Here is a 23,984-nt window from a genome sequence, read left to right on the forward strand (position 1 = left end):
TCATGGCCGACGACAATAACAATCAAGAAGACTACGGCGCCGATTCTATCAAGGTTCTCAAGGGCTTGGAGGCGGTGCGCAAGCGGCCCGGGATGTATATCGGGGATACGGATGACGGCTCTGGTTTGCACCATATGGTCTATGAGGTCGTCGATAACGGAATTGACGAAGCGCTGGCCGGTCACGCGGATGCGGTGAATGTGAAAATCCATGATGACGGGTCAGTTTCTGTGTCTGATAACGGGCGGGGTATTCCAGTGGGTATCCACGAGGAAGAGGGCGTTTCCGCCGCCGAAGTGATCATGACCCAGCTGCATGCGGGGGGCAAATTCGACAGCAACTCTTACAAGGTGTCGGGCGGTCTGCACGGGGTTGGTGTATCGGTTGTGAACGCGTTGAGCGACTATCTGGAGTTGCGAATTTGGCGCGAGGGCAAGGAGCATATCGCGCGGTTTGAACATGGCGACACGGTCAAGCATCTGGAGGTGGTCGGCGACACCGACCAGACGGGGACCGAGGTGCGGTTTCTGGCCTCGTTGGAGACGTTTTCCAACCGCGACTACGTGTTTGAGACGCTGGAAAAGCGGCTGCGCGAACTGGCGTTCCTGAATTCCGGCGTGCGGATCATTCTGACCGACGAACGGCCTGTCGAGCATCTGCGCACCGAGCTCTATTACGAAGGCGGCGTGAAGGAATTTGTGAAATACATCGACCGCTCCAAGCAGGCGATGATGCCGGAGCCGATTTACGTGGTCGGCGAGAAGGACGAGATCGGCGTTGAGGTCGCGATGTGGTGGAACGACAGCTACCACGAGAACGTGCTGCCGTTCACCAACAACATCCCGCAACGCGACGGGGGCACCCATATGGCGGGGTTCCGGGGCGCGCTGACACGGACGATTAACGCCTATGCGCAGTCGTCAGGGATCGCGAAGAAGGAGAAGGTGTCGTTCACCGGCGACGACGCGCGGGAAGGTTTGACCTGCGTTTTGTCGGTGAAGGTGCCGGACCCGAAATTCAGCTCTCAGACCAAGGACAAGCTGGTGTCATCCGAGGTGCGGCCTGCGGTCGAGAGCCTGATGAACGAAAAGCTGACGGAGTGGTTTGAAGAGAACCCGAACGAGGCGAAGGTGATCGTGACCAAGATCATCGAGGCCGCACATGCGCGCGAAGCCGCACGCAAGGCCCGCGAACTGACGCGACGCAAGACTGCGTTGGACGTGAATTTCCTGGCGGGCAAGTTGAAGGATTGTTCCGAGAAGGACCCCTCAAAGACTGAAGTCTTCCTGGTGGAGGGGGATTCCGCTGGTGGGTCGGCGCAGACGGGACGGGACCGGCAGACGCAGGCGATCCTGCCACTGAAGGGCAAGATTTTGAACGTGGAACGCGCGCGGTTTGACCGGATGCTGGGGTCTCAGGAGATCGGCAATCTGGTGATGGCGCTGGGCACCGGGATCGGGCGCGACGAGTTCGACATTTCCAAGCTGCGCTACCACAAGATCGTCATCATGACGGACGCGGATGTGGACGGGGCGCATATTCGCACGCTGCTGCTGACCTTCTTCTACCGCCAGATGCCGGAACTTATTGAGAACGGGCATTTGTTTATCGCGCAGCCGCCTTTGTACAAGGTCTCGCGCGGGAAATCTGAGGTGTATCTGAAGGATCAGGCCTCGATGGAGGAGTACCTGATCGAGCAGGGTATCGAAGGTGCCGTATTGAAGCTGCAATCGGGCGAAGAAATTGTGGGGCAGGATTTGCGGCGCGTGGTCGAAGAGGCGCGGATGGTGAAGCGCATTCTGGCGGCCTTCCCGACGCATTACCCGCAGCACATTTTGGAGCAATCGGCGATTGCGGGGGCGTTTGACGGGCGCAAGCTGGAGGCGGACCTGCAGGGCGTGGCGGATACGGTGGCCAAGCGGCTGGACCTAATCGCGCTGGAATATGAGAAGGGCTGGCAGGGCCGGCCGACGCAGGACAAGGGGATCCGCCTGTGGCGCGTGCTGCGCGGTGTGGATGAGGTACGTATCTTGGATGGCGGCGTGCTGCGGTCGGGCGAGGCGCGTCGGCTGGGGCAGATGACGCCTTCACTGCAGGAAACCTATTCGCAGCCCGCGCAATTGGTGCGCAAGGACCGGATGCAACCGGTGTTCGGGCCGATTGATTTGCTGCAGTCGATTTTGGAAGAGGGCGAAAAGGGGCTGTCTTTGCAGCGCTATAAGGGGCTGGGCGAGATGAACCCGGACCAGCTGTGGGAGACGACGCTGGACCCCGATGCACGAGTGCTGTTGCAGGTGAAGGTGGAGGACATGGCGGAGGCTGATGATATCTTCACCAAGCTGATGGGCGACGTGGTGGAGCCACGGCGCGAATTCATTCAGACCAATGCGCTTTCTGTGGAAAACCTGGACTTCTAGAGAATTGTGCGCGTATCCGCGCGTTTGATGCCTCAGACCCCCTCCTGACCTCCCCCGGTTTCGGGGGAGAGAGCCCATTGGCGGGCCTACCCCGTAATATCCGTGTTAGTGATTGGCGCTGGCGGTGGATGCCTCCGGCGGGCATATTTGGGCCAAGATGAAACTGGGGTGAGCACTGTGATTGAGACCGACATTCTGATTGTGGGTGGTGGCCCGGCAGGGCTGTCCGTGTCGGCGCATCTGTCAGGCCTGACCTCAGTCGTGGTGCATCAGGACCGCGAGATCGGCAAGCCGGTGCGCACCTCAGGCGGGTCCTGGCTGGCAGATGCGCAGAGGTTAGGTATCCCCGAAGACCTGTACCAGCGCGTTGACCGGCTGGATGTGTATTCGGACACGCGCAAGATCGCGTTGGATATCACGGACGCGCCTGGCGTGGTGTTCGATATTACCAATTTGTATCAATGGCTTGCCTCTCAAGCGACGTCAGAGATCCATTGTGCCACCAAGTTTTTGCGCACCGAGAAGGTCGCGAATGGCTACCTGTCCACCGTGCGCACGGCGGGCAAGGGAGAGTGGCAGATCAAGTCGCGCCAGATTGTCGACGCATCGGGTTGGCACTGTACTGTGCTGGAAAGCCTTGGGCTAAACACACGGCCCGCCCGCGAAGGGGTGGGCATCGAATATGAATATCCTGTCGACGATTTGGACATGAACCGCGCGATCCTGTTTTTTGGCTCCTTCGCGCTGGCGGGTTACGGCTGGGCCTTCCCCACCAATTACGGAACGGTCCGGCTTGGGGTTGGGGTGGTCAGCGCGGCCTCGGAGCAGAGCTTGCGGGAGATGATGAACGCGCTTTTGGCATCGGACCTGCTAAAGCGCATGGGTATTCCGGCTCCTGAAGGCGAGCATGTGAACGCCGGCACGATCCCGTCGGTCGCTTATGAAAAGACGCTTGTGTACGGCGACGTGGTGCGGGTGGGTGACAGCGCAAATATGGCGACCCCGACCCTGGGCGAGGGGTTGCGCATCTGCATCGAACAAGGGCGACTGTTGGGGGACGCGTTGTCCAAGCAGACACCTAGGGCGCTGAAAGCGTGGGAGCGGCAGGCCAACGGCAAGCTGGCGCTGAAATACCGGGTTGGCTTCTGGGTCAATCAGGCCGCGACGCAATATACGCCCGCCCAGTGGGAACGATCCTTGCGGCGCATGGAGAAGCTGCCGCCGGCCGAGTTGGTCGAGTATTTCAAGAATGATTTCACCACCAGCATGATTGTGCGCCGCGTGGCGCTGCTGGTCTGGCGGAAGTTGAAGGACCGGGTGTTCAGAGCTTAGGTTGGTTGACCCGTTTTGAGAGTTTTTCAGCGGATTCGACGCGTTCCGAATAGCGGTCGACGAGGTCTTCCTTGATGTCGCGGGTGAGCAAGGTGAAGCGCATCAGCTCCTCCATCACATCGACCATGCGGTTGTAATAGGGCGAGGGGCGCATGCGGCCTTTGGGGAATTCGTCCCATGCCTTTGGGGTGGAGAACTGGTTTGGGATGGTGAGTAGGCGCATCCACCGGCCCAGGATACGCAGCTGGTTAACCGTGTTGAAGGATTGGCTGCCGCCATTGACCTGGCCGATGGCCAGCGTCTTACCTTGGGTTGGGCGAACGCCACCCATAGAGAGCGGGATCCAGTCGATCTGCGCCTTCATGATGCCAGTCATCGCCCCGTGGCGTTCGGGGCTGACCCAGACCATGCCGTCGCAGTTTGTGACCTTTTCGCGGAGTTCTGCCACTTTCGGGTGTTTCTCGTCCGTGCTGTCATCGGGCAGGGGCAGGCCGGAGGGATTGAACGTGTCGGTTTCCGCGCCGAGCATTTGCAAAATACGGGCGCATTCCTCGGACGCCATGCGGGAATAGGAATATTCGCGCAGCGAGCCGTACAGCATCAGGATTTTCGGGGCCGGGCCTTCGAAAGGGACCGCGTGGAACTGCGCCTCGTGGATGTTGGGCGTGCTGTTATCCAAGGTGCTTTTCCCCGCGCTGATGGGCCAGCACGATCTGCTTTTGGCGGTCGCGGAAGCGGGCTTTGTCCTTGTCTGACGTCTCGTCAATGCAGAGGTGGCAGGTGACGCCGGCCTCGTATTCGGGGCGTTTGATGTCCTCGGGTTGCAGGGGGCGCCGGCAGGCGTAGCAGAGTTTGTGCGAGCCTTCTTTCAGCCCGTGCCCGACGGAGACGCGGCCGTCGAAGACGAAGCATTCGCCGTCCCAAGTGGATTGACCTTCGGGGATGCGTTCGAGGTATTTCAGGATACCGCCCTTGAGGTGGAAGACCTCTTCCACGCCTTGGCCCAGCAGGTAGTTGGTGGATTTTTCGCAGCGGATGCCGCCGGTGCAGAACATGGCGACGCGTTTGTTGTGGAAGCGGTCTTTGTTGGCTTCCCACCATGCGGGGAATTCGCCGAAGGACTTGGTTTCGGGGTCGATGGCGTTTTTGAAGGTGCCGATGGCGACCTCGTAATCATTGCGTGTGTCGATGACGGCGACGTCGTCTTGCGCGATCAGGTCGTTCCAGTCTTCGGGTTCGACGTAGTGGCCGGTTCCGGCCAACGGGTCGACATCGGGCTGGCCCATAGTGACGATCTCGCGTTTCAGACGGACCTTCATGCGGTTGAAGGGGGCCTCGGAGGCGTGGGATTCTTTGTGTTCCAGGGTTTCGCAGCCGGGGAGTTGGCGGAGATGCCGCAGCAGCGCGTCAATGCCCGCGCGGGTGCCTGCGACGGTGCCATTGATGCCCTCACGCGCGACCAGCAGCGTGCCCTTGGTGTTGTGGTCGTCGCAGATTTTGGCGATTGCGGGGCGCAGCGCGTCGGGATCATCGAAACGCGTGAAGTGGTAGAGGGCGACGACAATGTACATGGGGGTCGAGATACGAGCCTTGCGCGTTGCATTCAAGGGGGGCTGCGCGTAGCAATTTGGGGGACTTATGGGAGATGGCGCATGCGTGACGCGGATGAGGCGTTGATTGTGATCGACGTGCAGAACGATTTCTGCCCGGGCGGGCGGCTGGCCGTAACAGGCGGCGACGAGATTGTGGGCGGGATCAACGCGTTTATGGATGAGTTTGGCGTGGTGGTGCTGACGCAGGATTGGCACCCGGCAGGGCATTCGTCCTTTGCCTCGTCGCATCGGGCAGAGCCGTTTTCTGTGACGCAGATGCAGTATGGGCCGCAGGTCTTGTGGCCGGATCATTGTGTGCAGGGGTCCGAGGGGTCCGCGTTTCATCCTTCGCTGCGCGTTGACCGGGCGCAGATGATCGTGCGCAAGGGATTTAGGGCAGAGGTGGACAGCTATTCGGCGTTTTTCGAGAATGACCATGTGACACCCACGGGGCTGGGCGGCTATTTGTCCGAGCGGGGTGTGAAGCGGCTGACCATGGTGGGGTTGGCCACGGATTATTGCGTCAACTTTTCCGCGGTAGACGCGGCAAAACTGGGGTTTGACGTGGTGGTGGAGACCGCCTTGTGCCGGGCCATTGCAGATGACAGTCTGGCCGAGGCCATGAACGGCATGGCGGCGGCTGGAGTGTCGGTAAATGGTTGATATCGCGACACGAGTTTACAACCACAAGTGGAAGATCGACCCGATTGTGCGATCTCTGATCGACACGGATTTCTACAAGCTGCTGATGTGCCAGTCGGTGTTTCGCAACAAACGGGACACCCACGTGACCTTCTCGTTGATCAATCGCTCAAAAGACATTCGGCTGGCCGAAATTGTGGATGAGGGGGAGCTGCGCGAGCAGCTGGACCATGTGCGATCCCTGTCGCTGTCGCGGGGGGAGAGCACCTTTCTGCGGGGCAATACATTTTACGGCAAGCGGCAGATGTTCCGACCCGATTTCATGGAGTGGTTCGAAGGCTTCCGCATGCCCGCCTACCATCTGGAGAAGCGCGATGGGCAGTATGAGCTGACCTTTGAGGGCAAATGGCCGGAGGTGATGCTGTGGGAAATTCCGGCGCTGGCGATCTTGATGGAATTGCGGTCCCGGGCGGTGCTGAAGGGGATGGGCCGGTTTGAGCTGCAAGTGCTTTATGCCCGCGCGATGACCAAGGTTTGGGAAAAGGTTGAGGCATTGCAACCGGTTGACGGGCTGCGGCTGGCGGATTTTGGCACGCGGCGCCGGCACAGTTTCATGTGGCAGGATTGGTGCGTGCAAGCGATGCAGGAGGGGCTGGGTGACAAGTTCGTTGGCACCTCCAACTGCCTGATCGCCATGCGGCGCGAGGTGGAAGCGATTGGCACCAACGCGCATGAATTGCCGATGGTCTATTCCGCATTGGCCGGGGATGACGACGCGTTGAAACAGGCCCCTTACGACGTGCTGGCGGACTGGCATGAGGAACATGAGGGCAATCTGCGGATCATTTTGCCCGATACCTACGGGTCGGAAGGGTTTTTGCGGGATGCGCCGGACTGGCTTGCGGGCTGGACAGGGATACGGATTGATTCAGGGGACCCGGCGGCGGGCGCAGAGATGGCGATCAACTGGTGGCAATCGCGCGGTGAAGACCCGCGCGAGAAACTGGTGATCTTCTCTGACGGGCTGGACGTGGGGAAAATCATCGAATTGCAGGCGCAGTTCAAAGGCCGCGTGCGGGTGTCCTTTGGTTGGGGCACGATGCTGACCAATGATTTCCGCGGACTGGTACCCGATGACCGCCTGAAAGCCTTTTCATTGGTATGTAAAGCCGTAGAGGCCGACGGCAAGCCGACGGTGAAGCTGTCGGACAATCCGAACAAGGCCATGGGACCGGCATTGGAGATTGAGCGCTACAAACGGGTGTTCAATGTCGGCGCGCAGGCGGAGATGGACGTGGTGGTTTGAACGGGCAAGACTTTTGAAAAAAGTCTTCAGAAAAACTCTTCGAGGAAGAGTTTTGCGCCGCGCGCGCGGATATTTTCAAACATGGGAAGTCAGGTAGCGTCTCGCGCAGGTGAGGGCGCGCTCTGCGTAGAAGCGTTGGCGGGGGTCGGAGGCCTCGGCACGGGAGATGATCCAGCCGCATGACGCCATGGCGCGGAGCATGATGAAGAGCGGCATGAGTTCGGTGCTGCAGCCGTAACCCTTGCACAGCGCATGCGTGATGTCAGAGAGTTTGGCATGTTCGGCATGCTGGATCAGGGCGGTGCCAAGATCGTAGAGCCTATAGCCAACCGCACTGTCATCAAAGTCGATGATATGCAGACCCGACGCATTTTGCAGGACGTTTTCCTGTAACAGATCGGCATGGATGAGACCTTCGTCCAAGCCTTTGATTTCAAACAATTGCTGCGCAGCATTCTTGCGGGCCATTTGCAGCAAATCCCGCTCCGCTTTGGTCAGAGCGGGGTTGGTCCAGAACCGGCCCCAATGCGGATCTGCGCCGAGCAGCGCATCTACATTCCACGCGGGCCGCGCAATGCCGGTGGTGTCGATCAGGTCAGTGGCCCGGTGCATCTTCGCGATGAGATGGCCGAGATGCTGATACAACGCCAATTGCTTTTCGAACGTGCCTTCAAACGGCTTTCCATTTGCGCCAATCGGCGTTGCGTTGATCCAGCGGACCATGGAGGCGGTGCGCCCAGTGCTGAGCGTAACGGTAAGCGCGCCTGTCTCCGTACGCAGCGGCTCGGGACAGGGGAACGCATGAAAGCGCGCAAGCTCTTCGGTCCAGCGCAGCTCGGACGAGATGAAATCCACGGATTGATAGCCCTGACGATGCAGCCTGAGCGCGGCGCGGCCGCCGGTTTCCAAGGTCAGATCGAAAACCGCATTTTCCCGGTCGCGCACCAGTTTTGGCGGGGCCGTCAGCGCGCCCCAATGTGCCGCCGCCTCATGCGCCAAGGCCAGGGCGTCAGTCATAGGGCGTGTCATCAAGCACTTGCTCCAGCGTGTCGATGGCCAGATTGGCATGGTCGATGCCAAATGGCATAGGCGGGCGCATTTTCAATGTGTTCATCTCACGCCCTATGCGGTTCATCAACACGCCGTTTGCCAGCATGCCTTCGACCACCTGCGCCGCAAAACCGGTCGCGGGGCTGCCGTCCCGATGCGCAAACTCGACGCCGAAGAACAGCCCGGCACCACGCGCCTCCGCCTTCAGGGGGTGGTCGATGGCGTGCAACCGCGTCAGTGCGTGCTGACCAACTATCGCGGCGTTTTGCTGCAAATTGTCCTGCTCGATCACATCGAGCGTCGCCATGGCTGCGGCGCAGCTGACCGGATTGCCGCCAAACGTGTTGAAATAGCCAAACGCCTCGCGAAACGCGGTCATGATGTCGGGGCGGGCGATGGTAGCGGCACATGGGTGCCCGTTGGCCATTGGCTTGCCGATGGTGACCACGTCGGGTGCGAAGCCCAGCCATTCGTGGCCCCAGAAATGCGAGCCGAGCCTGCCGAAACCGGGCTGCACCTCGTCGCACAGGATGAGACCGCCAGCACGCCGGACAGCGTCGGTCGTGGGATCCAGAAACCCGGGCGCGACCGTAGGTATGCCCTCATTGGCGAAGCTGGGGCAGAGCATAATGCCGGCAAAGCCGTGACCGGCCCGTTCCAGCTCGTCGATAGCGCGGGCCACGTTTTCAGCAAAGGCCTGCGGCTGTGCGTCCAGGGTTCCGCTGACCGGGGCGAGCGAGTTTGGCGCGGGGACCAGCCGAATATTGCCCGGGTAGCCCCCAATGGGCGGCCTCCGGGTCGACAGCTGCGAGGTCGCCGCGGTGTTGCCATGATAGGTGTTGTCTGTGGCAATGATGCCTGTCTTGCCTGTGACCGAATGGGCCATGCGCAGCGCAATGTCATTTGCCTCCGACCCCGTGCAGACCATGATGAGTTGGCTCAGATCGTGATTCAGCGTTGCCGTCAGCCGGTCGCCGTAGTCCAAAATGCCCTCATGCAGATAGCGGGTGTGGGTGTTCAGCGTGCTGGCTTGGCGTGCGATCGCCTCGACCACATGCGGATGGCAATGCCCGACATGGGGGACATTGTTGTAGCAATCGAGATATTTGCGCCCATCCGCATCCCACAACCAGACCCCTTCGCCGCGCACCAGATGCACCGGGTTCTCGTAGAATGTGGGCAGGTTCGGGCCGAGCCGGTTGGCCCGGCGGGCCAGCAGGTCAGTCGTCATAACTTACTTTTCCGCGCAGGTTTTTCACCTCGCCGCGCTGCTTCTTGGCGGCGATGCGGCGTTTCTTGGAACCCAAGGTTGGCCGGGTGGCGATACGCCGTTTTGGTCTTTGCAAAGCAGCAAGGATCATGTCGCGCAGCCGCGTCTCGGCCAGTTCGCGATTGCGCGCCTGGCTGCGGGTGTCCTGCACCTGGATGACCAGCGCCCCGTCATTGGTCCACTTGCGTCCAGCGATACGCCTTAGCCTGGCCTTGGCGAAAGGCGGCAGGTTGGGGGAGCGTTCCGCTTCGAATCGTAACTCGACGGCGGTGGAGACCTTGTTGACGTTTTGTCCCCCGGGGCCGGATGCGCGCACGAATTGCTCGGTTAGCTCCCAGTCCTCGATGGTGATTTGGTCGTTAATCTGGATCATGGCGCCAAGCGTAGCCGGTTTTTGTGCAAGTCAAAACGCTATCATCGTGTAACCGTTAGCAATTTCCTCACGATTTGGGCTCAGGACAGGGCGGACAACCATTTTCTGAGGATGTTGATGTTTAACCTGCGGACATTGCTGGGACTATTGCTTGCATCCGGCATCACGACATTGACCGCTGCGTTCATGCTGCGCAACGATGCGGCGCAAGAAGAAGACCTATTGCGCGCGGAAGCCCTCAACGCCCGTGACCTGATTGTTCATGACCTAAAAGTGCGCGTCTCGGCCATTGAAAGGATGGGGCGCCGCATCGCAGGCAGCGACGGGTTGACCGGGGAGCAATTCGATCTGGAAGCAGACAGCTACCTGCGAGATATGCCGGGCTTCTGGGCGTTGGGCTGGGTGGACACGGATTATGTTCTGCGGCACGGCGCACCGGCACGTGCAGAACGGCTTGTCGGTGTGTCGCTGGCCGATATCGGCAAGGGACGGCTGGAACTGGCGCAACGCGCCGCGGCCAGCACCATGATTGAACTTAGCCCGCCGGTGATCTTGAACGGGGACCAGACGATGGGGTTCGTCGGCGCGAAGTCTGTCTGGCGTGGTGATGACTGGATTGGGACCCTGTGGGTTGTGTTCAAAGCGTCAGAATGGATCGAAAATCTGTATTTCGGCGCGGGCAGCGACATGATGCGCGACATCAGCTTTGCGGTGATGTTGGACGGAGAACCGATTTATCTGACCCCAGACTTTCAGGCGTCAGAGGCGCGCAGCGCGACTGCCCCCGCCATCCCGTTTGGCAACAGCAAGCTGTCAGTGCAGGTGAAGGCAACAGAGGCATTCCGTGCCAAATCCAGCAATAGCCTTACCTATATCGTCTCTGCATTGGTAGGCGTGTTGGCCCTCAGCTCTACCATTGCGGTCTTCGCGCTGCGCGGGTCCATGGTGCAGGGGCGTCGCGCGGCGCAGGCCAACGAAGACCTGACGCGCACAAACAGAAGGATGCATCTGGAGGTGAGTCAACGCCGCAAGGCGGAGGTCGAGGCCAAGCGTTCCAGCGCTGCAAAGTCCCAGTTTCTCAGCACCATGAGCCATGAGATCCGCACCCCGATGAATGGGGTTTTGGGGATGGCAGAGTTGTTAAGCAACACAAAGATGGAGAAGACCCAGCGCGGCTATGTTGACGCGATCGAACAGTCGGGGCGCGCCTTGATGGTGATGATTTCGGACATGCTGGATTTCTCAAAGTTCGAATCAGGCGAGATTGACCTGACGCCGGAGCCCACCGATGTCAGGGCGCTGATTGCCGAAGCCGCCGACATGCTGACCGCGAATGCGGAGAAGAAGGGGCTGCTTATCCGCTTTTGCCCGGACAACAATCTACCCGCCGAAGGGATGTTCGACCGCGCCTATTTGCGGCAAGTGGCGGTCAACCTGATCCGCAATGCGATCAAATTTACAAATGCCGGGGTCATCACCGTTGGCCTGTCCTACGAAGACGGGCTTGTCTTGAAGGTGAAAGACACCGGCATCGGCATAGCGCCCGAAAAAATTAAAGCGATATTTGAAGAGTTTGAGCAAGCAGATGGCGACACGTCGCGCCCATACGAAGGCACCGGATTGGGCCTGTCGATCGTCGACAGGTTGGTGCGCGCGATGGATGGCGAGATTGAGGTGAACTCAAAGGTCGGAGAGGGGTCAGAATTTACGCTGCGGCTGCCATGGGACATCCCGGCCAATCCGCTACCGTCGCACACCCGAACGGACGAACCTGCCGCACGGTCTGCCGCCGATTTGAAAGCCGCCAAGGTGCTTCTCGCTGAAGACAACCTGACCAATCAACGCATTGTATCGGCCTTTCTGCGGGGAACCGTGGACCGACTTGATATTGCCAATGATGGTATTGAGGCGCTTCAGCTGTACCGTAGCGGCGTGTATGATGCGGTTTTGATGGATGTGTCCATGCCGAACCGGAACGGGTTCGAGACCACCAAACTTATCCGCCAGCTCGAACGGTACCGGGCGGAACGGACAACCCCGATCATCGGGTTCACCGCAAATTGCGGCAAGGAGGACCAGCAGAAATGCCGGGAGGCAGGCATGGATGACGTATTGGCGAAACCCGCCACCAAAACCGAGTTGGCCGACCGGCTGGCGCATTGGGTCGGGCGACCCTCAACGGTTGGCCTGGCTCTGGCCGCAAACGCCTAACCGAGGGTTGCGCGGCGGGCCCAAAAGAAAGGGCCGCTGACAGCGCAGCGACCCTTCCGAGATCTGATGGAGGTGGGGTCAAATGGAAAGACCTGGTACCTCGGTGTGGTTCAGGGGACTGCCCCTAAAAGCGCACCTCCGCACCTTGTTTGACACCTTGCTCCAATATCACTCTAGACATGGACACCTCCTTTCTCTGGTTGCTGTTACCAAGGATGGTGCCACATCTTGTGCATAACTCAAGAGATTTTTACGCGTGCCCTTGTGAAAATTTTGTAACGAACATGCGGAACGGGACCAAAGCCACAAGCGCGACGCCGAGTTTGACGCCCCAGTCCGCAATCGCCAGGGACACCCAAAGAGGCAAAACAGGGCCTTGTCCAAGCAAGGGAACGGCCTCCCATGACCAGCTGATAGCGGCATCCGCGCCGGCGCCGAAAAACGTGACAGAGGCGGAAAAAGCAAGGGTGAAGAAAATTGCGGTGTCGACGGTGGAGCCGATCAGAGTGGAGGCCAACGGCGCTTTCCACCACGCGCCGGCGCGCAGCTTGTCAAAGATTGAAACGTCCAACATCTGCGCAGTCAGGAAGGCAATGGCGGAGGCCACGGCGATGCGCAGCGGCACGGCAGGCCCAAATTCCAGCATGATTTGCGACCCGATCAGCGAGCAGAGGATGCCGACGACAAACCCAACAAATACAACACGCCGTGCGGCGGAGACGCCGTAGATGCGGTTCATCACATCGGTGATCAGAAACGCGATCGGGTAGGTGAACGCCCCCCATGTCAGCCAGTTGCCGAACAGGAATTGCACAAGGACGTTTGAGGCAACCACAACGGCGGCCATGGCAAGAATGCCGGGGAGAAGACGTGTCATATCAGGGTTTCCGTTTTGACAAGGTGGCGGAGAACTTGGATTACCGGCGCGGTCTAGGGGATGCGCGGGCGGTGCGCAAGGATTGTTTAGGGCCCCGAAAATTGCGTGCAGCTGGCCGGCTCCGTCGGGATCTAGGGGCGCTGCCCCCGGCTGCGCCTCCCCCGGGATATTTTTGAACATGGGAAAATGAGCATCTTACCTCTTTTTGTTCGGGACCGGCGGGCTAGGTTGTATGCCACGAATAAGGAGACCCCGATGAGTGACCCTGAAGATGTGATCAACTGGCGGCGCCATGACGCCAGGTTGACCAGCTCCGGCCAGCCCACCGAGGCGCAGCTGGCGCAAATCAAAGCGCTGGGCGTGGCAGACGTGATAAACCTTGGGCCTCATAGCAACAAAGGCGCATTGGATGACGAGGCGGGGACGCTAGCCGAGCTTGGCATGCGCTACACCTACATCCCTGTCGATTTCGAGGCCCCGACATCGCAGGATTTTGACGCGTTTTGCGCCGCAATGGACCGGCTGCGCGATGCGCCGGTGCACGTGCATTGCATATACAACGCCCGCGTTTCAGCGTTTTTCTACCGCTATGCGAAAGAAGGGCTTGGCGGCGAAGTGGATCAGGCCTTTGCCCGAACGGACAGTATCTGGCGGCCCGGCGGGGTCTGGGCACGGTTCATCGGCAAGGCCGACGATGCCCCTCTTCCCAACCGTTACGCGGGCGAAGATTACTGAGCCGCCAAATTGGGGCTGCGTGCCATGGCCGGTTTTGTGCTAATCTTGCGCGATGTTGCGATTGACGAGAGAGACCAGAGCCATGCGGACCCCGACGAGCAGAGGAAAGAAGAAGGAAGCACCGATCAGGCGTCAATGCCACCGATGCAGCGGCACAGGGCTATCGCCGTGCCGCATTTGTTCAGGCTCGGGGAAGGTCATCAAAGGGTATGACCAGAATGGCGGCCCAAAATTTGGCATGTGCACAGGATGCATGGGCCGCAAGACCGGCCGATGCCCCACCTGCGGCGGCGAAAGGTTTCTATAGAAGCGGGGCCTAGACCCCGGCTTCGACGATAGCGTCGGCCAAAGTGGGGATCGTCGCCTCGTTCAGGCCCGCGATATTCATGCGGCTGTCGCCGACCATGTAGATGCCGTGGCTGACGCGCATAGCCTCGACCTGTTCCGGCGTCGCCCCGATGCGGGAGAACATGCCGCGGTGATCGGCGATGAAACCGAAGCGGTCAGACCCAGTACGTTTTTGCAACGTGGTCGCCAGCATCTGGCGTAGTTTCAGCATTCCGGTGCGCACGTCCTCCAGTTCCGCTGCCCAATCGGCGCGCAACGCGGGGTCTGTCAGGATCATCGTCACCAGCCGCGCGCCGTGATCGGGCGGGAAGGAGAAGTTCTGACGGTTCAGGAAGGCCAGCGTCTTTTGGTTGAGATCGGTTTTAGCCGTGTCTTGCGCGATGGCCATCAGGATGCCGACCCGTTCGCGGTAGACGCCAAAATTCTTTGAGCAGCTTGCACCGATCAGCAATTCCGGCTGGGTTTTGGCAAGGTGGCGCACGCCATAAGCGTCGGCCTCCAGCCCGTCTCCAAAGCCCTGATAGGCGATGTCGACGAAGGGGATCAGCCCTTTGGCCAGCAGCAGATCCGCGATCTCCTGCCATTGCTGCGCATTCAGGTTGGCGCCGGTCGGGTTGTGGCAGCAACCATGCAGCAGCACCACGTCACCGGGTTTTGCGTTCGACAGATCTGTCAGCATGCCGTTGAAATCGACTGCGCGGGCCGCCTCGTCGAAATAGCGGTATTCGGCCATGTTCATGCCGAGATATTTGATAATCGACGGGTGGTTCGGCCATGTGGGCGCGGAAATCCAGACAGTCGCATCGGGGGAAGCCATCCCGATCAATTCCAACCCCTGACGGATCGCACCAGTGCCACCGGGCGTTGCAGCGGCAGCGAAGTTTTCGACCGCCACGGTTTCGCCAAGGATCAGGTCCCGCATGGCGTGGTGAAAATTCACGTCTCCAACGAGGCCGGTGTAGGATTTGGTGTCTTCGACTTCCCACAGCCGCTTTTCCGCCTCTTTGACGGCGCGCATGATCGGGGTCAGCCCGGTGGCGTCTTTATAGACGCCGACGCCAAGATCGACCTTGGCCTCGCGCGGGTCGGCCTTGTAGGCGGCCATGAGCGCCAGAATTTTATCTGCGGGTTGCGGCTGAAGGTTTTCGAGCATGTCTTATCCGGTTTCGATTGGAAGTTGGTCAAACTGGCCCCATTCGGCCCATGACCCGTCATAAAGGGAGTGGTTGCGGTGGCCAATGCGTTCCAGCGCGAGTGAGAGGATTGCCGCCGTCACCCCCGACCCGCAGGTGGTGATGACGGGCTTGGTCAGGTCCGCGCCGGAGGCTTCGAACATGGTTTTCAGCTGCGGGATAGCTTTCATGGTGCCATCATCATTCAAAAGCGTGGCGTAATGCACATTGGTCGATCCGGGGATATGGCCGGCGCGCAGACCCGCACGTGGTTCAGGCTCAGAACCCGCAAACCGCGCCGGGCCGCGCGCATCAAGAATAGCGTGATCGCCCAGCTTGGCGGCGGCGGCCACCTGGGTCACGTCACGCACCAGATGGGCCTGGCGTTGCACGGTCATGTGGCGTTCTTTCAGCATCGGTGGCAGGTCTTCCGTCTCGCGCCCCTCTGCGACCCATTTGGGATACCCGCCGTCCAGCACCGCAATGTCGGTCTTGCCCATCAACCGGAACAGCCACCACACGCGTGCGGCAGAGAACATGCCTGCCCCGTCATAGACAACCACCTGATGCCCGTCGCCGACGCCCATGGCACGCAGGCGGGACATGAATTTTTCGACCGGCGGGGCCATGTGTGGCAGCGACGACCGCGTGTCCGAAATCTCGTCAATATCGAAAAACCGTGCGCCGGTGATGTGGCCGCGATCGTATTCGGCCTTCGGGTCGCGGTTCATGTCGGGCAGGTACCATGACGCGTCGATGACGCGCAGATCGGGGTCCTTGATATGCTTGGCCAGCCAGTCGGTGCTTACGAGGGTTTGCGGGTCGTCGGACATGTCTCACCTGCCATGTTGGGTCAGGGTCGAGTGGTATATTGAGGGCGGCAGGGAGTCTAGCAGGCGCTGCGGTTCAGAAAGAAGCTTATGCAGATCATAGCGGACAGCGGGATAATGAGGCTTAAACCCACTACAATCAAATCAGGCTCTATGACCTTCGCAAGAAAGACTGCGCTCCCTGCGCTGAGGACGGCTCCTAGAAAAGTGTTGGCAATGAATCCCAAATGGAGGGGCTTAAGGACCACTGCAGTCAGATTGCATAGAATGACGGCTGTGCAGGCAAGAACAACGAATGGCAACACGCGCTAATGCTCCTTCATCAGCCGCGCCTTCTGGCGGCTCCAGTCGCGCTTGGCTGACGTCTCGCGCTTGTCGTGGTTCTTCTTACCTTTGGCGATGCCGATCTTCATTTTGGCAAGCCCCTTGTGGTTGAAATACAAGACCAGCGGCACCAGCGTCATGCCCTCGCGTTGGGTGGCCGACCACAGCTTGACCAGCTCCTTCTTGGAGACCAGCAATTTGCGGCGGCGGCGTTCTTCATGCTGGAAGGTCTTGGCCTGCGCGTAGGGGGGGATGTAGCTGTTGACCAGCCACAGCTCGTTGTCTTCGACGGCGGCGTAGCATTCGGTGATCTGCGCCTTGCCGGTGCGCAGGGATTTGACCTCGGACCCTTCAAGCAGCATGCCGCATTCTATGTCATCCTCGATGGCATAGTCGTAGCGCGCGCGACGGTTCTCCGCGATCACCTTGTAGTTTGGATTTTGGTCTTTCTTGGCCATCAGCTGGATATAGGCGCTCGGGTCATGCAGCACAACATGAGGCCAGCTTCTTCGTGCATGCGGGTGCCGGTCTGGCGGAAGGCGTGTTTGGCATAGAAAGCGCGGGCTGGGGTGTTGGCCTCGAACACCTCCAGCGATTGCGCGTCTTGGCTGCCCAGCAAGGCCGCGCCCAGCCCCATACGTTGCTCAAACGGGTGCACGAACAACGCGGCGACCTCGGTGCCGAGCATCGAGATGAAGCCCTGTATTTGGCCGTTCTCGGCCACGGTGGTTTGCACCTTGGGCAGGTAGCTTTGTCGGATGTTGGTTAGCTCCGCGAGGATAAAGCGTTCCGGCAGCTTGGGGGAGGCGGAACGAATTGCGGCCTCCCAACAGGTCAGGAGGCCGCTTAGATCGTCGTCGCTGTAGGGACGCAGGATCAGTTGATCAGGCCCGCATGGCGCATCGCCGCCTTGATCTTGGCTTTGGTGCTGTCTTCCAGGCCCACATGCGGCAGCCGCACCTCGTCGGAACATTTGCCAAGGACCGACGCACCGTATTTTGCGCCGATGAGGCCGGGCTCGGTGAAGATGGCTTCGTGCAGCGGCATCAACTTGTCTTGGTAGGTCAGCGCCTTGGCGTAGTCGCCAGCGGCCAAAGCGTTCTGAAATTCGGCGCAGAGCTTCGGGGCCACGTTCGCGGTCACCGAAATGCAGCCGACCCCGCCATGCGCAAAGAACCCCAGCGCAGAGGCGTCTTCTGCCGACATCTGGCAGAAGTCTTCGCCACACAGAGCGCGTTGCTGTGACACCCGCGCCATGTCGGCGGTGCTGTCTTTGACGCCGATGATCATCGGGTGTTTCGCCAACTCACCCATTGTCTCGGGCGTCATGTCGATGACGGAACGTCCGGGGATGTTATAGATGAAAATCGGCAGGCCGATCTCGGCGGCGGCCAGGTAATGCGCGATCAACCCGCGCTGCGTGGGTTTGTTGTAATATGGCGTGACCACCAACGCGGCATCCGCGCCGACGGCTTTGGCATGTTCCACCAGCCGCACGGTTTCCGCCGTGTTGTTGGACCCGGCACCTGCGATTACCGGGAAACGTCCGGCGGAGGCTTTGACCACGGTTTCAACCACCGCGTCATGCTCATCATGCGTCAGCGTAGGGCTTTCGCCGGTTGTGCCCATTGGCACCAGCCCGTGCGAGCCTTGTTCAACATGCCAGTCTACCAAGTGTTTGAGCGCGTCAAAATCCACTGCGCCGTTTGCGAACGGCGTGATCAGCGCGGGCATAGATCCCTTAAACATGACACGTACTCCTTGGTTTCTAGTGACAAAGGCCGGATAGACTCGGCGGAACCTAGCCGCAAGCAAGTTTGTTGCCAAGTTTGTGTGTTTGCTGGGCCGCGTTTGGACGCTAAGTTACATGGCTCAAGGCGTTTTATCCGTTGGTGGGAGGGGCATGTGCTCCGATTTGTTCAGATTTTGATCGTTGCCCTTGTGGCCGCATTGCCGCTGCGCGCGCAGGACGCCGGCACGCTGGTCGACGCGCTGTCTGCCGGTGGGCAGGGCGATTGGGCGCGCGTTGACGCGCTGCGGCCTCGCGTCACCGACCGTGTGGCCCGTGATCTGGTAGATTGGGTCAGGCTGCGAGGACGGCAGGGCAGCTTTGGCGAATGTATTGATTTCCTGGAGCGCAACGACGACTGGCCCGGCCTGAAGCTGCTGCGCTTGCGCTGCGAATACGACATCCCGCGCGGGTCCAACCCGACGCAGGTGATCAGCTACTTTTCCAACCAATTGCCGCAAACCGGCACCGGCAGCCTGCGCTTCGCAGAGGCGCTGATCGCCAAGGGCCGAGGGGTCGAGGCGGCGGCGGAACTGAAACGTGCTTGGCTGACCTTCAACCTGTCCGGCCCCGAACACGCGGCCTTTGTAGAACGCAACGGCAAGACCATCGAAGATTTGCACGAGGCGCGGATGGACATGCTGTTGTGGCGCGACAGCGATCTGGCGATTGCGCGTATGCTGCCTTTGGTCAGCGATGACTGGCGCAAGCTGGCGGAGGCGCGCATTGGGTTGCGCAGCCGCGTTCCCGGCGTGGACGACCTGATCAAGGCGGTGCCCGAGACGTTGCAAGACGACCCTGGGTTGGCATTTGAACGGTTCCTGTGGCGCGCCCGCAAGGGGCGGGAAGATGCCGTTGATATCATTCTGGAACGCTCGATCTCATTAGAAGAATTGGGCCAGCCCGAGGTCTGGGCCAAGCGCCGTCGAACGTTGGCGCGAGACCTGTTGCGCGACGGCAAAGACGCGCAGGCTTACGCCGTGGCGTCTTCGCACTACCTGACGGATGGGTCGGACTTCGCCGATCTGGAATGGTTGTCTGGCTTCATCGCCCTGCGCCGTCTGGACGCGCCGCAACAGGCATTGGATCATTTCAAGCGGTTCGAGGGTGCGGTGGAAACGCCGATCTCGCTGGGCCGCGCGGGCTACTGGATGGGTCGGGCTTACGAGGACGCAGGCGAGGCTGACGCCGCGCGCACGGCTTACGCATTCGGCGCAAATTACCAGTCTTCTTTCTACGGGCAGCTGGCCGCCGAACGTGCGGGGCTGAATGCACCAGATGAGATGACCGGCAAAGAAGAATTCCCGGATTGGCGCGGCGCATCTTTCACGGCCTCTTCGGTCTTCAAGGCCGCAATGATGTTGCAAAAGGCGGGGCTGCGCGACCTGTCAGAACGATTCTTCGTACACCTGTCCGAACAGCGCTCGCGCGTCGAAAAAGGGCAGTTGGGTGATCTGGCGTTAGAGCTGGGCGAGCCACATATCGCGCTGATGCTGGCCAAACAGGCGGCCCGCGAGGGGTTGGAGATGTTCAAGACCTACTTCCCCGTCGCCACCCCTGCGGGCATGGACCTGCCAGTGGCAGAGGAATTCGCCCTGTCCATCGCGCGGCGCGAAAGCGAGTTTGACCCGGTGGTGATCAGCCCCGTTGGTGCGCGCGGTTTGATGCAGTTGATGCCCGGCACCGCCAAGGAAGTGGCGGGGCAGCTGGGCGAGGAATACGCGTTGGGCCGCCTGCACACCGACCCTGAATACAACGCGCGGCTGGGGTCCGCCTATCTGGCGGGGCTCGGCGGGCGGTATCAGGACAACCCGGTGCTGATGTCGATTGGGTATAACGCCGGGCCGTCGCGGGCCGCGCGGTGGTCGGACGCCTACGGCGACCCGCGCGATCCGAATATCGACATTGTCGATTGGATCGAAAACCTGCCCTTCAACGAGACCCGCAATTACGTAATGCGCGTCACGGAAAGCTTCCTGCCCTACCGCGCACGGCTGACGGGCGAGGTGCCTGCGGTCACTTTGACGGAGGATCTGCGGCGCTGACCTGCGCCCGCCACAAGGTGAACAGCCCCGCCGCAATGACCAAAGCGGCCCCGGTGGCGATGTTCCATTCGATGGTTTCGTGGAACACCGTGACCCCGATGACCGAGGCAAAGACCAGTTGCAGGTAGGCGAAAGGCTGCACGGCTGACGCCTCCGCCAGCTCGTAGACGCGGATCAGCAGGTAATGCCCGGTGGCGCCGGTGATGCACAGGATCAGCATCCAGCCCCAATCCGGCGCGGTCATGTTCTCCCAATACCAGATGCCGACGATGGTCATGCCGATGCAGCCCATCGTGCCGGTCCAGAAAAAGGACGTCTCCGCCTTGTCCAGCCGCGCCGCATAGCGCGTTAGCAGCGAATAGAGCGCAAACATCAGCGACGACAGGATCGCAACCAGCGCATAAGGGCTGAACACCCCAAGCCCCGGCTTCAGCATGATCAGCACCCCTATCGCGCCGATGGTAATGGCGATCCAGCGGCGAGGGCCGACCTGCTCTCCCAGGATCGGGCCGGACAAGGCGGCCACCATCAGCGGGTAGCTGGCGAAGATGGCGAGGCTTTCGATCAGGCCCAAAAGCGTGAAGGCCAACACCATGACGCAGACCTCGGCGGCCAGCAGCAGGCCCCGGAAAGATTGCAGGATGGGTTGTTTCGTGCGCGCCGCATTGGCGATGGACCCCGCCCGCTTGGCGCTGACCGTCAGCACGAAGGCCGCGAAGAACCAGTAGCGCACCATCACTACCATTATGACGTTGTACTCCCCCGCCAGATAGCGGGAGATGCCGTCCTGCATCGCAAAAATCAGCATGGTCAGCACCATCAGCCAGATGCCGCGTTTGGTGTCACTCATGCCAGCCGTCCCACGCTCATGTGCCGCTTGCGGCCAAAGCCCGGCACGCGCTCGACGGTGAAGCCCGCGCCTTCCAACGCGCGGCGCACGTGGCCTGCGGCGGTGTAGGTGGCGAAACTGCCGCCCGGGCCTGTCTTCCAGCCAACCTCCTGCATCAGCTCGTCGCCCCACAGTTCAGGATTTTTGGCCGGTGAGAAGCCGTCCAGAAACCACGCATCGGCGTCGTGACGCATCGCGCGCACGGTGTCGCGCGCGTCGCCAATGACGATTTCGGCGCGCAGAGTGTCCGTGTCGAGGATGAATGACGTCTCGCTCCATGCCTCCAGCAGTGGCTCCGCCAAATCCGCCAGGGTCGGAAAGGCCCGCAAAGCGGTCTTGGCGTCGGCCTGTGTCATGGGGAAGGCCTCGAAACTGGTGAAATGCAGCTTGCCGGAGGTGCGGCTGTCCAGGAAAGCCTGCCACGCGGTCAGCAGGTTCAACCCGGTCCCGAACCCAAGTTCTGCGATGTGAAATCCGTCCGTAAACCGTGCGGGCAGGTCGTTGCCCGCCAGAAACACATGCCGCGTCTCGGCTAACCCGTCGTCAATGCTGAAATACGGGTCGTCAAACCGGGTCGAGACCGGCACACCGCCGTCGCGCCATTTTAGCTCTGCCCGCTGGTCGTTCATCTGCGATTGCCCTAGGTTAAACACGCCGACAATGATGAAGGAGCCGCACCTTGTCCACGCCAGAAATTACAGTGCGCGGCGGCGGTGTATTCGGCCTGTCGGTGGCATGGGCTTGCCTGAAACGCGGCGCGAAGGTGCGGGTCATTGAACGCCGCGCCATCGGGGCAGGGGCGTCAGGCGGCATTGTGGGAGCGCTGGCGCCGCATACGCCAGAAAACTGGAACGACAAGAAGCAATTTCAGTTCGACAGCCTGATCATGGCGCGTGACTGGTGGCCGGAAGTCGAGACTGTGTCGGGTCTGCCATCGGGCTACATGCGCACGGGGCGGGTGCAGCCGGTCATGGACGACAAGGGGCTGGACTTGGCGCGGGCGCGATCCAAAGGGGCGCAAATTTTTTGGAAAAATTTGGCGCATTGGTCTGTCGACCAAAGCGCTGGCACCACCTGGGAGCCGCCAAGCCCCACGGGCTGGCTGATCCGCGACACGCTCAGCGCCCATATCCACCCGCGCCAAGCTCTTTCCGCACTTGCTGCAGCCATCACCACACGTGGCGGTGAGATAATTTTGGGCGACGGCGAAGCACGCGGTCAGGTGGTTCACGCAACCGGCTATGAAGGCCTCTTGGAAATCGCCAAAGAGATGGACCAACCAGTCGGCAACGGCGTCAAAGGGCAGGCGGTGTTGCTGAACCATGACGCGATTGGCCAGCCGCAGCTTTTCGCCGACGCGCTGCATATCGTGCCCCATCTCGACGGAACCGTTGCAATCGGGTCCACCAGCGAGCGGGAGTTTGATGACCCCACCTCCACGGACGGACGGCTTGACGACATTTTGCGCCGCGCGCGTCTTGCGTTTCCGGTGCTCGCTGGCGCGCCGGTGTTGGCGCGTTGGGCCGGCATCCGCCCGCGCGCCAAAAGCCGCGCGCCGATGATCGGCGGGCACCCGCTGGACCCCGATGCCTTCATCGCAAATGGTGGTTTCAAAATCGGCTTCGGCATGGCTCCTAAAGTGGGGGAGGTGATGGCCGACCTGATCCTTGAGGGCCGCGATACAATTCCCGACAGCTTCAAGCCGGAGGCATCGCTGACATGACGTCCACACCCAAGCTGCGAGCGCTCGACCATCTGGTGCTGACCGTGTCCGATCTGTCCGCCACCATCCGGTTCTATGAGGACGTGCTGGGCATGACGGCGGAGGAATTTCGTCCGGCGGACGGCTCCCGCCGGGTGGCGCTGAAATTCGGGTCGCAGAAAATCAACCTGCATCAGGTGGGCGCTGAGTTTGAACCGAAGGCCAAGCACGCGACGCCCGGCAGCGCCGACCTGTGTTTTCTGAGCGAGACGCCCCTGCCGCAATGGCAGGAGCATTTCGGCAAGTCCGGCACCGCAATTGAGATGGGCCCGATCGCCCGTACCGGTGCCACCGGCCCCATCGTGTCGCTTTACATCAGGGACCCGGACGGCAATTTGATCGAGATCAGCAACCGCGCCTAACGGGCCAATGCCACCTCGGCCTTCAGCGCGTCCATCAGCTTGCCCATGAAGTCGGTGTAGCTGCCCTCTTTCAACTGGCCGTTTTCTTCAAACTGTGCAGAACACTGTCCCACCAGCACCTCCGGCCCCTGGATCAGGCGCGCGCGGAACGGCACCATGTCGAGCCGCAAATCGAACTGCGCCCGCTCGCCGCCTGCGCGGCCCGCCGTGGCAGACATCAGGGCGACGGGTTTGTCCGCCCAAGGGGTGCCCTCCGTCCGGCTGACCCAATCTAGCGCGTTTTTCAAAACCCCCGAAACGCCTTTGTTATATTCCGGCGTCGATATCACCACGGCGTCGGCATTGGCGATTTGGTCAGACAGGGTTTGCACGCTGGCGGGGATGCCCTTGGCCTCCTCAAGATCGCCGTCATACAGCGGCAAATACAGATCGGCTTCGATGAAGCTGGTGGCCCCGCCAATGCGGCCGGCTTCGCGGATCAGCTTGCGATTGAACGAGCCCTTGCGCAGGGAGCCGGAGATGCCCAGCAGGTCGAATGTCGCCATGGTGTTGGTCCTTTTGGAGTTTGTGTTTTGGCAACGGTAGCGCGCCACGCCGCTTTGTCATTGCATTATCCACGCGATGGGCAAAAGAATGGCGCGAAGTTTCTTACGGAGCG

23 protein-coding genes are annotated in these 23,984 nt (G+C 60.7%); 9 read left to right on the forward strand and 14 right to left on the reverse strand.

What is annotated here, in order from left to right; all coding sequences use genetic code 11:
- The first annotated feature begins 2 nt into the window (after positions 1–2).
- Both gyrB and Q0899_RS16045 read left to right on the forward strand, forming a co-directional pair.
- On the forward strand, positions 3–2,417 hold the full coding sequence (gene gyrB, locus Q0899_RS16040) for a DNA topoisomerase (ATP-hydrolyzing) subunit B (protein WP_299194065.1): 2,415 nt from the start codon (positions 3–5) through the stop codon (positions 2,415–2,417).
- Between the two features lie 168 nt (positions 2,418–2,585).
- Positions 2,586–3,749 carry an NAD(P)/FAD-dependent oxidoreductase gene (locus Q0899_RS16045; protein WP_298360474.1) on the forward strand — a complete coding sequence of 388 codons (1,164 nt, stop codon included), beginning with the start codon at positions 2,586–2,588 and terminating at the stop codon, positions 3,747–3,749.
- On the opposite strand, the gene arsH is transcribed toward Q0899_RS16045, so the two are convergent.
- Together arsH and Q0899_RS16055 are read right to left on the reverse strand one after the other, a co-directional pair.
- Complete coding sequence (gene arsH, locus Q0899_RS16050) at positions 3,739–4,407, reverse strand: arsenical resistance protein ArsH (RefSeq protein WP_298360622.1); 669 nt, start codon at positions 4,405–4,407, stop codon at positions 3,739–3,741. The genes Q0899_RS16045 and arsH overlap by 11 nt on opposite strands.
- A 13-nt stretch (positions 4,408–4,420) precedes the next feature.
- Positions 4,421–5,320: a rhodanese-related sulfurtransferase gene (locus Q0899_RS16055; RefSeq protein WP_299194067.1), complete on the reverse strand. Its 900-nt coding sequence runs from the start codon at positions 5,318–5,320 to the stop codon at positions 4,421–4,423.
- An 81-nt stretch (positions 5,321–5,401) separates the two neighbouring features.
- Here Q0899_RS16055 and pncA point away from each other — a divergent pair, with 81 nt between their 5' ends.
- Positions 5,402–6,004: a bifunctional nicotinamidase/pyrazinamidase gene (gene pncA / locus Q0899_RS16060; protein ID WP_299194069.1), complete on the forward strand. Its 603-nt coding sequence runs from the start codon at positions 5,402–5,404 to the stop codon at positions 6,002–6,004.
- Entirely contained in the window at positions 5,997–7,289 is a 1,293-nt protein-coding gene (pncB, locus tag Q0899_RS16065; protein ID WP_298295645.1) for a nicotinate phosphoribosyltransferase, read from the forward strand. The genes pncA and pncB overlap by 8 nt, the downstream gene beginning before the upstream one ends.
- Before the next feature lie 75 nt (positions 7,290–7,364).
- Here the strand turns inward: pncB and Q0899_RS16070 are convergent, their stop codons facing one another.
- From Q0899_RS16070 to arfB, 3 genes are read right to left on the reverse strand one after another with little or no spacing between them, the layout of a single operon-like run.
- Positions 7,365–8,306 (reverse strand): phosphotransferase, encoded by a 942-nt coding sequence (locus Q0899_RS16070; protein ID WP_299194071.1) that lies wholly within the window; start codon positions 8,304–8,306, stop codon positions 7,365–7,367.
- Positions 8,299–9,570: an aminotransferase class III-fold pyridoxal phosphate-dependent enzyme gene (locus Q0899_RS16075; RefSeq protein WP_299194073.1), complete on the reverse strand. Its 1,272-nt coding sequence runs from the start codon at positions 9,568–9,570 to the stop codon at positions 8,299–8,301. The genes Q0899_RS16070 and Q0899_RS16075 overlap by 8 nt, the downstream gene beginning before the upstream one ends.
- Positions 9,560–9,982, reverse strand: a complete 423-nt coding sequence (gene arfB, locus Q0899_RS16080) for an alternative ribosome rescue aminoacyl-tRNA hydrolase ArfB (RefSeq protein ID WP_298295652.1) — start codon at positions 9,980–9,982, stop codon at positions 9,560–9,562. The genes Q0899_RS16075 and arfB overlap by 11 nt, the downstream gene beginning before the upstream one ends.
- A 117-nt stretch (positions 9,983–10,099) precedes the next feature.
- Here arfB and Q0899_RS16085 point away from each other — a divergent pair, with 117 nt between their 5' ends.
- A complete protein-coding gene (locus tag Q0899_RS16085) occupies positions 10,100–12,193 on the forward strand; it encodes an ATP-binding protein (RefSeq protein ID WP_299194076.1) in 2,094 nt (697 codons plus the stop codon).
- A 250-nt stretch (positions 12,194–12,443) separates the two neighbouring features.
- Here Q0899_RS16085 and Q0899_RS16090 read toward each other — a convergent pair whose 3' ends face one another.
- A complete protein-coding gene (locus Q0899_RS16090) occupies positions 12,444–13,070 on the reverse strand; it encodes a queuosine precursor transporter (protein WP_299194078.1) in 627 nt (208 codons plus the stop codon).
- A gap of 255 nt (positions 13,071–13,325) precedes the next feature.
- Between Q0899_RS16090 and Q0899_RS16095 the strand changes: the two genes are divergently transcribed.
- Positions 13,326–13,805, forward strand: coding sequence for a protein tyrosine phosphatase family protein (locus Q0899_RS16095; RefSeq protein WP_299194085.1), 480 nt, complete (start codon positions 13,326–13,328; stop codon positions 13,803–13,805).
- Positions 13,806–14,121: 316 nt separating this feature from the next.
- On the opposite strand, the gene Q0899_RS16100 is transcribed toward Q0899_RS16095, so the two are convergent.
- From Q0899_RS16100 to dapA, 5 genes are all read right to left on the reverse strand, one after another.
- Complete coding sequence (locus Q0899_RS16100) at positions 14,122–15,306, reverse strand: amino acid aminotransferase (protein WP_298360461.1); 1,185 nt, start codon at positions 15,304–15,306, stop codon at positions 14,122–14,124.
- Between the two features lie 3 nt (positions 15,307–15,309).
- Entirely contained in the window at positions 15,310–16,158 is an 849-nt protein-coding gene (sseA, locus tag Q0899_RS16105) for a 3-mercaptopyruvate sulfurtransferase (RefSeq protein ID WP_299194087.1), read from the reverse strand.
- 305 nt (positions 16,159–16,463) lie between these two features.
- Positions 16,464–16,937 carry an SsrA-binding protein SmpB gene (gene smpB / locus Q0899_RS16110; protein WP_298295970.1) on the reverse strand — a complete coding sequence of 158 codons (474 nt, stop codon included), beginning with the start codon at positions 16,935–16,937 and terminating at the stop codon, positions 16,464–16,466.
- Positions 16,937–17,452 carry a GNAT family N-acetyltransferase gene (locus Q0899_RS16115; RefSeq protein ID WP_299194089.1) on the reverse strand — a complete coding sequence of 172 codons (516 nt, stop codon included), beginning with the start codon at positions 17,450–17,452 and terminating at the stop codon, positions 16,937–16,939. The genes smpB and Q0899_RS16115 overlap by 1 nt, the downstream gene beginning before the upstream one ends.
- On the reverse strand, positions 17,356–18,228 hold the full coding sequence (dapA, locus tag Q0899_RS16120; RefSeq protein WP_299194091.1) for a 4-hydroxy-tetrahydrodipicolinate synthase: 873 nt from the start codon (positions 18,226–18,228) through the stop codon (positions 17,356–17,358). The genes Q0899_RS16115 and dapA overlap by 97 nt, the downstream gene beginning before the upstream one ends.
- A 156-nt stretch (positions 18,229–18,384) precedes the next feature.
- Here dapA and Q0899_RS16125 point away from each other — a divergent pair, with 156 nt between their 5' ends.
- Positions 18,385–20,313, forward strand: coding sequence for a lytic transglycosylase domain-containing protein (locus tag Q0899_RS16125; RefSeq protein ID WP_299194093.1), 1,929 nt, complete (start codon positions 18,385–18,387; stop codon positions 20,311–20,313).
- On the opposite strand, the gene Q0899_RS16130 is transcribed toward Q0899_RS16125, so the two are convergent.
- Positions 20,285–21,163, reverse strand: a complete 879-nt coding sequence (locus Q0899_RS16130; RefSeq protein ID WP_298295670.1) for a DMT family transporter — start codon at positions 21,161–21,163, stop codon at positions 20,285–20,287. The genes Q0899_RS16125 and Q0899_RS16130 overlap by 29 nt on opposite strands.
- Complete coding sequence (mnmD, locus tag Q0899_RS16135) at positions 21,160–21,831, reverse strand: tRNA (5-methylaminomethyl-2-thiouridine)(34)-methyltransferase MnmD (protein WP_299194096.1); 672 nt, start codon at positions 21,829–21,831, stop codon at positions 21,160–21,162. The genes Q0899_RS16130 and mnmD overlap by 4 nt, the downstream gene beginning before the upstream one ends.
- 50 nt (positions 21,832–21,881) lie before the next feature.
- On the opposite strand from mnmD, the gene Q0899_RS16140 reads away from it, so the two are divergent.
- Positions 21,882–22,925, forward strand: a complete 1,044-nt coding sequence (locus tag Q0899_RS16140; RefSeq protein WP_299194104.1) for an FAD-dependent oxidoreductase — start codon at positions 21,882–21,884, stop codon at positions 22,923–22,925.
- The gene (locus tag Q0899_RS16145) at positions 22,922–23,326 is read left to right on the forward strand and encodes a VOC family protein (RefSeq protein WP_299194115.1); all 405 of its coding nucleotides are present in this window, start codon (positions 22,922–22,924) and stop codon (positions 23,324–23,326) included. The genes Q0899_RS16140 and Q0899_RS16145 overlap by 4 nt, the downstream gene beginning before the upstream one ends.
- On the opposite strand, the gene Q0899_RS16150 is transcribed toward Q0899_RS16145, so the two are convergent.
- Positions 23,323–23,871: an NAD(P)H-dependent oxidoreductase gene (locus tag Q0899_RS16150; protein ID WP_298360445.1), complete on the reverse strand. Its 549-nt coding sequence runs from the start codon at positions 23,869–23,871 to the stop codon at positions 23,323–23,325. The two genes, Q0899_RS16145 and Q0899_RS16150, sit on opposite strands and share 4 nt — an antisense overlap.
- Positions 23,872–23,984 lie beyond the last annotated feature (113 nt).

Source organism: uncultured Litoreibacter sp., from assembly GCF_947501785.1.
Lineage (GTDB): Bacteria > Pseudomonadota > Alphaproteobacteria > Rhodobacterales > Rhodobacteraceae > Litoreibacter.